Origin of the sequence: Gilliamella sp. GillExp13, from assembly GCF_001690815.1 — a bacterium.
In the GTDB taxonomy this organism is placed as follows: domain Bacteria; phylum Pseudomonadota; class Gammaproteobacteria; order Enterobacterales; family Orbaceae; genus Gilliamella; species Gilliamella bombi.
On the sequence record NZ_LZHJ01000090.1, the window covers coordinates 1 to 8237 of the forward strand.

An 8237-nucleotide genomic window follows, 5' to 3' on the forward strand; every position below is an offset into this window, starting at 1 on the left:
ATTCTGATGCAACAACCTGCAAAGTCTGTCCGTTATTGTCACAGTGTACACAGAGTAAAAATACACAGAAAGTCATCACACGCCATATCTGGGAAGCAGATAAAGAGAAGGCCAACGAAATTCGTTTAAGTCAGTGGGGTAAAAAAGTTTATGCTCGACGAAAAGAGACCATAGAGCGCAGCTTTGCTGATGCTAAACAACACCACGGACATCGCTATGCACGATTTAGAGGAAGAGCGCACAGTGTTTATTGGCCGCAACGGCTCAAAATATCAAGAAAATAGCGATAAAGCTATTTTTGTTACGTTTTTTTAAGCTATTTTTTAATTTATTTAATAAAATCAAAATTAAAAATCCTATTTATGGTTTAAATAAAAAAATAAACCCCGAATTATATCGAGGTTTGTCATCAATCTGAAACCACTTTTTAAAAGTGGTTTTTTGTTTTATTTAAGCTGACTAAGTAAATTAGCAATTGTCCTCACACCAATACCTGTTGCCCCTGTTGCCCATAAAGCTGTGGCGCTTTTACGGAATGTTGCAGAACAATCAATATGTAGCCAATTTTTTTGATAATTTTTAATAAAATGCGATAAGAAAGCCGCAGCAGTACTTGCTCCAGCAGTATTAGGTATACCTGAATTTGCTATATCAGCAAATGATGATGGGAATTGCGAACGGTGAAACTCGGCTAATGGTAATCGCCAAAAAGCTTCATGCTCAATATCGCTACTAGCTAACAATTGATTAACAAATTTATCATCAAACGAAAGTAATGACTGATAATCATTCCCTACCGCAATCTTAGCCGCTCCAGTCAGTGTTGCACAATCAATAATATAATGAGGTTGATCATTATCAGCACAAATTAAACCATCAGCCAAAACTAGTCGACCTTCTGCATCAGTGTTATCAACTTCAACCGTTCTACCGTTACGGTAACGAATAATATCGCCTAATTTAAACGCATTGCCACTTACTAAATTATCGGCACAACATAGATAAAGTTTAATACGTTGATTTAAACCGCGCGCAATGGCTAATGCTAATGCGCTTGTTACTAATGCAGCCCCCCCCATATCTGAGCGCATTGACTCCATAAAATTACTTGGTTTTAAACTATATCCTCCTGAATCAAAGGTAATACCTTTACCAACTAAACATGTCGTTATCGGTGAATTAGAATTTTGGGTTGGGTTATAATCTAGTTCAAGCAAAGCCGCTGGCCGATCCGAACCTTTTCCAACCGTATAAATGCCCATATAACCTTGCTCTCTTAAAGCTTCACCTGAAATGATGTTGTAAGTGACAGCAGATGAGTAAGTGCTAATTAACTTAGCTGCTCGTGTGGCTAACTCAACAGGACTTAATGTTTCAGCTTGTTCATTAATAATATCCCGACACCAATCAATAATTTCTATACGACGTTTCAATTCTTGTTTGTCTTTGGTGTTGAGTTCTGACCAAGTTACTTTTGTACTTTTTTTGGCATTACGATAGCCCAACCAAAAATGCCAACAAGCTTCGAGATCCCAATTTTCACCACTTAGTTTAACCAAATTTATTCCTTGGTTATCTAACTTGCGACCTGCACGTTGAATCGCCCCTAAGCGATGTTCCGGTTTATAATGAATAGTAATCGCCTCGTTAGAAAAACTCAGCAATGCATCTTTTCCCCACTGTTTTGGTGCAGGTTTATCAGTTAGTAAAACAGATAACATCGACATAGTAAAAACCTCAAAAAATTGATAAACAACATAACAATGAGTTAATTCTAATCAGAAACATGTTAATATAGCAAGTAAAGTTAAAAATAAATAAGGACGGGTTATGGCATCAGTTGTACCGATAAAAAATGGGATTAATTTTCGTGATTTAGGTGGAATCAAAACAATTGATGGACGTCAAATTCGATCGGGCCTACTATACCGCTCAGGCGCATTCTCGCTTATTACACAACAAGAGCAATTTTTTTTAGCTAATCAGCTAAATCTGCACTACGTTTTAGACTATCGCGATCCTGATGAAATTGAGCGAAATCCAGATAAATTATGGCAAAATACTTATTATATTAATGTACCAGCTAATCCGTTGAGCAATACGATCACCGCAAGTTTAACAAGTGATTTAGGTAATGCTCACCAAACACTTAAAAAAAATGCTCCATTTGATTTTATGATTAAGCTTTACCAGCTACTACCATTTAATAACGCAGCATATCAAAAACTTTCCTCAATCCTACTAAACTCACAAGGTAGACCATTAGTACAACATTGTGCTGTTGGTAAAGATCGTACAGGTGTTGGCGTTGCATTAACATTGTTTGCTTTGGGTGTTAGTGAAGAAACTGTCATGCAAGATTATTTACTAACAGAACAGCTATTGTCAGATTATTGTGAAAATCTATTAAGCCAATACCAACATAAAATGACGCCTGATGAGTTTGAAAAACGCAAATTAATTTTTGCTGCCAAAAAAGAGTATCTAACTGCAGCACTGAATGCAATTAAAACACGTCACGGTACAATTGACAATTGGTTATCACAGGAATATCAATTAAACGAGACTAATAGAAAAAGAATTCAAGATATCTATCTAATTTAATGAATAACAAGCCATCATTGCGCCATAATAGATAACGGAAAAACATTGTATTAAGGCAACAAAATTAATTTAGAGATCGGTTGATTGCTATTCACCGATAGGTGAACATCGCCCACTTGACGATATTGATAATAAAATTCTTGTGCAAAAGGCGCCATAATCATCTGCTGTTTTAAGTCGACGTTAACCGATTTTATTTGCCAAACTCCTTTAGCATAAAGCTTTAATGCAGACTCTTTTAATGTCCATAGTTGCCAAAAGGCTCTTAATGTATCATCTTGTTTAGTCATCCATTGATATTCGTCATCAGCAAAAAAATTTTTAGCTACTTTCAAATAATTTTTTCGTGGACGTGCTACTTCGATATCTAAACCAACCTTACCTTCTAACGAAATCGCAACTGCTACCCAATCTTGGCTATGACTAATATTAAAATCTGGTAAGTGTGGCTCTAAAAAAGAGGGGCGACCATTATCACCAACCTTAATAACAGGTAACATCGAAATATCACAGTATTGTTTAAGCAAATGAGCCAAAATTGATCGGCAAACTAAAAACTGTTTTTTACGTTGGCCACTTAAATTATTCGCTTCATCAAGAAGAGTTTGAGGCAACAGTGAAAAATCAATGTCAGCATCCTTAAGACAAGCAAGTTGAGAAATTAGCATAATTGGCAAGAAAATATTAATAAAATTTATTTTTTACTATTCTAACAGCATGCTATGCTAACTGTTATCAAAATTAATAAAAATATCAACCTTAATAATTAGTAGCAAGGGTGTATCATTATGTCATTACCAACAAAATTAGTTCATGCAGGACGTAAAAAGCGTTATACGCAAGGCGCTGTTAATTCGGTTATTCAACGTGCATCATCATTGGTTTTTGATTCAATTGAAACAAAAAAAGAAGCAACCAAAAACCGTGCTAATGGTGCATTATTTTATGGACGCCGTGGTACATTAACTCATTTTGCGCTACAAGATGCGATGGTTGAAATCGAAGGTGGAGCTGGTTGCTATCTATACCCTTGTGGCGCAGCTGCCGTCGCTAATGCTATTTTAGCTTTTGTTCAAGCTGGCGATCATATATTAGTGTCTGAAGCTGCTTACGAACCTACTCAAGAATTTTGTCAGCAAATTTTAAAAAATTTTGGTGTTGAAACAGATTACTTTACGCCATTAGTGGGTCACAATATTACAAATCAAATTAAACCCAATACCAAAGTGGTATTTTTAGAATCACCAAGCTCAATTACGATGGAAATTCATGATATTCCTTCAATGGTTAAAGCAATTCGCAGCATCAATCCAGAAATTATTATTATGATCGATAATACATGGAGCGCCGGCGTATTATTCAAAGCATTAGATCATGATATTGATATCTCAATACAAGCAGGTACTAAATATCTAATCGGCCATTCTGATGCCATGATAGGCACTGCTGTTGCTAACAAACGCTGTTGGGAAAAATTACGCGAACGTTCTTACTTAATGGGACAAATGTGCGATGCGGATACCGCTTATATAGCCACACGAGGATTGCGAACATTAGCAATACGATTAAAGCAACACCACGAAAATGGCATAAAAGTAGCAAAATGGTTAGCCCATCATCCTAAAGTTGCTACCGTCAATCACCCAGCATTAGAAAGTTGTAAGGGGCATGAGTATTTTAAACGAGATTTTTCAGGTGCCAGTGGATTATTTTCTTTTGTACTCAAAGATCGATTAACTGACGAGCAATTATCTGATTTTATTGACAACTTAACTTATTTCTCAATGGCTTATTCATGGGGCGGTTTTGAATCATTAATTTTAGCTAATCAACCCGAAGAACTAGCAAAAATTAGACCTGTATCTGGTATTGATTTTAAAGGAACTTTAATTCGTCTTCATATAGGGCTTGAAGATCCCGATGATTTAATCGCCGATCTTGGTACTGGTTTAGACAGAATCAAGCTATAAAAAATGAATCTATATAAAGCCAATGCATTACGAATGTTTAGTTTAGCATAATTAAGTAGAAGATGAATAATCAAAACCAAATCACGTGTGACGAAATAATAAAACAAACAGTTTTTCATAATATAAAACACCACAAAGCGCTACTGGTTGCATATAGTGGTGGTGTTGACTCAACGGTATTAATGCATGTGCTTGTTAAGCTTAAAAAACAATTGTTACCAAATTTAGAACTAAAAGCGATCTATATTCATCATGGTTTGAGTAGCAATGCTGACAACTGGGAAATGCATTGCAAGCAACAATGTCAAACATGGCAAATTCCAATAATTATTGAAAAAGTCAGACTTGATCCCATAGCGGGTAATATTGAAGAGCAAGCTAGAAATGCACGTTACCAAGCTATATATCGCCATCTAAAAGATGATGAAACGTTATGTACAGCTCAACATCTTGATGATCAATGTGAAACTTTCTTCTTGGCTTTGAAACGTGGTAGTGGACCTGCGGGATTGTCCGCAATGCCAAGGGAAAATCAACAACATCTTCGACCGTTATTAACAATATCACGATCACAAATTGAAACCTATGCGAATAAACATCAACTCAATTGGATAGAAGATGAAAGCAACCAAGATGATCACTACGAGCGTAATTTTTTACGCTTAAAAGTCTTACCAATTCTTAATCAACGCTGGCCACATTTTTCGCAAATGGTTGCACGCAGTGCGGAATTATGTCAACAACAAGAAACGTTAATTAATGAGTTATTATTGGTAGAGTTTAAGCAAGTTATCACCGAACAAAATCAACTGGCTATTGCACCATTAATGGACTATTCCGAGTATAAACGAAATGCAATTTTACGCATGTGGTTTAAACACAATCATATTAATATGCCAACACGCCAACAAATAACATTAATTTGGCAAACCGTTGCATTAGCAAAAGAAGACGCCAATCCGAAATTTATCTTTAATAACCAACAAGTTCGCCGTTATCAAAATCAACTTTATTTGTTAGCATTATATCAAGATATTGAACAGCAAATCCTAAACTGGGATTTAGCGTTGCCATTAACACTTCCAGATAATGTTGGCGAATTACAAGTTAATTATCAAACTGATTTATGTTGTCGCTTACCACAAGCAGATGAAAAAATCACCGTACGATTCCATGCTCAAGGAAAATTTCAAATTGTTAATCGTCATGGTTCACGATCAATAAAAAAACTATGGCAAGAGCATAATATTCCACCATGGATGCGAACTCGAATTCCTCTGATTTACTACAACGAACAACTGATTTGCGCAGTTGGCGCATTTGTTACCAAACAAGGAAAAGGAACACAAATCGGTTTTATTCTTGTAAAGAATAACCTATAAGTTTATACCCTAATAGGTTTTGTTATAGCGTTTAGCTTGCTGACTTAATTTAGTTTTGATGGATTTTTCAACTTTGACTAGCTATAAATAATGGTTTAAGAACATTCATTCTTACAGATTAAAGGAATAAAAAGCTTCAATCGGGCTTTCTTAGGCTAGTTATAAATAGTCGGATAACTGACCATAAAGCGTTTAATCAAATCAGTGGCAGTTATTTTTTCTTTATGATATAAACGTCATATCTATTGTTTATAACAAGAGGTTAATTTTGTTTTTTAATATTTTCAGCATTAAATTTTTCTAGGATAACAGAGTTATGAAAATAAATGAAAGATGGTTAACTTTTGTATTAATTGATAGTAATAATTCATTTGAAGAAATGCTGGCTAAGGTAGAATTGGCATTTAAATGTAAATTATCCTGTAAAGATGAAAAAGGTCGTTATATTGCCAGAGCGGAATTGGATAATTTTAGTATTGCCGTTATCGACAAAATTGATAGGCTTAGTGAGTTATTATGTGATGAACATTATACTCTTAAAATAACAATAACATCTGATAAATACTTTAATTCTAAATTTGAAAGTTACATAAAAGAAATTCTAACTAATAACTTCATACAATGGAAACGGTCAATTTGGACTCCTGCCGAAGTTACTCCACTCAGCAAGCGATAATTTTTACATGATCTGTATGTGCGCATTTACCTCGACAAACTCCAATATTCATTACAGTATTTTCGCAAATTACTACTCAACATCAGTGATTAAAAACCATTCAAGAAAGAGAAATCATCCCTACTTCTCCATTCGGTAATAAACAAATAACTATTCCTTTTCCTTCAAGTCGAACCACATCACAAAATTTATTTACACGCCAATCTTTTATTTTTGATAACTCTAACCAATTATCAAGTTTCCAGCTATTTATTCTACCAAGAACTACCATTTTTTTTCTAAAACCATGCATATCAATATTTATACTTATTATCGTGTTATTTTCAGAGAGAATATTGACATTGCCATATAGATGACTAAATATTTTTGATTTTCTATTCAGTCTTGTGACAGCTAATTCTGGCTCTCCCATAATTTCATAAATAAGTGAATCAGATGAGCCAACATGCAATTTTTTGATATTTAGACTGTTAATAATATCCATTAACTCTATTTGAAATATAGGTTCCCATTCTTCATTCATTATCATAACCTATCTTTATAAATTACGACCAATATCATCGGTGAGAACACCTATTGTCAAAACGTATAATAAACATCGAATAAACTAAAAATACACTACAAATAAGTTTTGTGCAAAAAGCAAAAAGCCCAGCATGACTGCTGGGCTCTATATTTAAAAGTCTGGCGGCACCCTACTCTCACATGGGTAATACCCACACTACCATCGGCACTACGGCGTTTCACTTCTGAGTTCGGCATGGGGTCAGGTGGGACCACCGCGCTATTACCGCCAGACATATCCTGTCTCTTTCAATTAGTATTGATATCTTCTACCATTATCTCATATCAATACCCATCTCTCAATCCGGAACAAACTGCTTTCTCAACTTTTTATCAACTCTTTACCACGTAACCCAAAACAACTCCGAGTTGTAAGGTTAAGACTCTCGGTTCATTAGTATCAGTTAGCTCAATGTATCACTACACTTACACACCTGACCTATCTACGTCTTAGTCTCAAACGGACCTTACTGAATCTCTTCAGGGAAAACTCATCTCGAGGCTAGTTTCGTGCTTAGATGCTTTCAGCACTTATCTATCCCGCACGTAGCTACCGGGCAATGCAATTGGCATCACAACCCGAACACCAGCGGTGCGTTCACTTCGGTCCTCTCGTACTAGAAGCAAACCCTCTCAATTTTCCTACGCCCATGGCAGATAGGGACCGAACTGTCTCACGACGTTCTAAACCCAGCTCGCGTACCACTTTAAACGGCGAACAGCCGTACCCTTGGGACCTACTTCAGCCCCAGGATGTGATGAGCCGACATCGAGGTGCCAAACACCGCCGTCGATATGAACTCTTGGGCGGTATCAGCCTGTTATCCCCGGAGTACCTTTTATCCGTTGAGCGATGGCCCTTCCATTCAGAACCACCGGATCACTATGACCTACTTTCGTACCTGCTCGAGCCGTCACTCTCGCAGTCAAGCTAGCTTTTGCCATTGCACTAACCTCCTGATGTCCGACCAGGATTAGCTAACCTTCGTGCTCCTCCGTTACTCTTTGGGAGGAGACCGCCCCAGTCAAACTACCCACCAG

7 protein-coding genes, 2 rRNA genes and 1 pseudogene are annotated in these 8237 nt (G+C 36.3%); 5 read left to right on the forward strand and 5 right to left on the reverse strand.

The annotated features are described in order from the left end of the window. Positions 1-418 (forward strand): annotated as a pseudogene (locus tag A9G37_RS12555) (transposase); the annotation flags it as partial. 28 nt (positions 419-446) lie between these two features. Here the strand turns inward: A9G37_RS12555 and pepB are convergent. Then, entirely contained in the window at positions 447-1727 is a 1281-nt protein-coding gene (gene pepB, locus A9G37_RS06185) for an aminopeptidase PepB (protein ID WP_065574940.1), read from the reverse strand. A gap of 103 nt (positions 1728-1830) precedes the next feature. Between pepB and A9G37_RS06190 the strand changes: the two genes are divergently transcribed. Beyond that, complete coding sequence (locus A9G37_RS06190) at positions 1831-2604, forward strand: tyrosine-protein phosphatase (RefSeq protein ID WP_065574941.1); 774 nt, start codon at positions 1831-1833, stop codon at positions 2602-2604. Between the two features lie 50 nt (positions 2605-2654). On the opposite strand, the gene A9G37_RS06195 is transcribed toward A9G37_RS06190, so the two are convergent. After that, positions 2655-3272: a 4'-phosphopantetheinyl transferase family protein gene (locus A9G37_RS06195; RefSeq protein ID WP_051634192.1), complete on the reverse strand. Its 618-nt coding sequence runs from the start codon at positions 3270-3272 to the stop codon at positions 2655-2657. 120 nt (positions 3273-3392) lie between these two features. Here A9G37_RS06195 and metC point away from each other — a divergent pair, with 120 nt between their 5' ends. The 3 genes from metC (at position 3393) to A9G37_RS06210 (ending at position 6632) form a co-directional block, all read left to right on the forward strand. Further along, positions 3393-4574 (forward strand): cystathionine beta-lyase, encoded by a 1182-nt coding sequence (gene metC / locus A9G37_RS06200; protein ID WP_034911199.1) that lies wholly within the window; start codon positions 3393-3395, stop codon positions 4572-4574. 62 nt (positions 4575-4636) lie between these two features. Further along, the gene (gene tilS, locus A9G37_RS06205) at positions 4637-5956 is read left to right on the forward strand and encodes a tRNA lysidine(34) synthetase TilS (protein ID WP_065574942.1); all 1320 of its coding nucleotides are present in this window, start codon (positions 4637-4639) and stop codon (positions 5954-5956) included. A gap of 316 nt (positions 5957-6272) precedes the next feature. Beyond that, positions 6273-6632, forward strand: a complete 360-nt coding sequence (locus A9G37_RS06210; protein ID WP_065574943.1) for a hypothetical protein — start codon at positions 6273-6275, stop codon at positions 6630-6632. 100 nt (positions 6633-6732) lie between these two features. Here the strand turns inward: A9G37_RS06210 and A9G37_RS06215 are convergent, their stop codons facing one another. From A9G37_RS06215 to A9G37_RS06225, 3 genes are all read right to left on the reverse strand, one after another. Continuing rightward, on the reverse strand, positions 6733-7155 hold the full coding sequence (locus A9G37_RS06215; RefSeq protein WP_081297678.1) for a hypothetical protein: 423 nt from the start codon (positions 7153-7155) through the stop codon (positions 6733-6735). 159 nt (positions 7156-7314) lie between these two features. Further along, positions 7315-7430 (reverse strand): 5S ribosomal RNA (gene rrf / locus A9G37_RS06220). Positions 7431-7569: 139 nt separating this feature from the next. Then, positions 7570-8237, reverse strand: a 23S ribosomal RNA gene (locus tag A9G37_RS06225); the annotation flags it as partial.

Bases quoted from the DNA above. Each gene is read 5' to 3' on its own strand.
- pepB (WP_065574940.1), bottom strand. From the start codon at position 1,727: ATGTCGATGTTATCTGTTTTACTAACTGATAAACCTGCACCAAAACAG.
- A9G37_RS06190 (WP_065574941.1), top strand. From the start codon at position 1,831: ATGGCATCAGTTGTACCGATAAAAAATGGGATTAATTTTCGTGATTTA.
- A9G37_RS06195 (WP_051634192.1), bottom strand. From the start codon at position 3,272: ATGCTAATTTCTCAACTTGCTTGTCTTAAGGATGCTGACATTGATTTT.
- metC (WP_034911199.1), top strand. From the start codon at position 3,393: ATGTCATTACCAACAAAATTAGTTCATGCAGGACGTAAAAAGCGTTAT.
- tilS (WP_065574942.1), top strand. From the start codon at position 4,637: ATGAATAATCAAAACCAAATCACGTGTGACGAAATAATAAAACAAACA.
- A9G37_RS06210 (WP_065574943.1), top strand. From the start codon at position 6,273: ATGAAAATAAATGAAAGATGGTTAACTTTTGTATTAATTGATAGTAAT.
- A9G37_RS06215 (WP_081297678.1), bottom strand. From the start codon at position 7,155: ATGAATGAAGAATGGGAACCTATATTTCAAATAGAGTTAATGGATATT.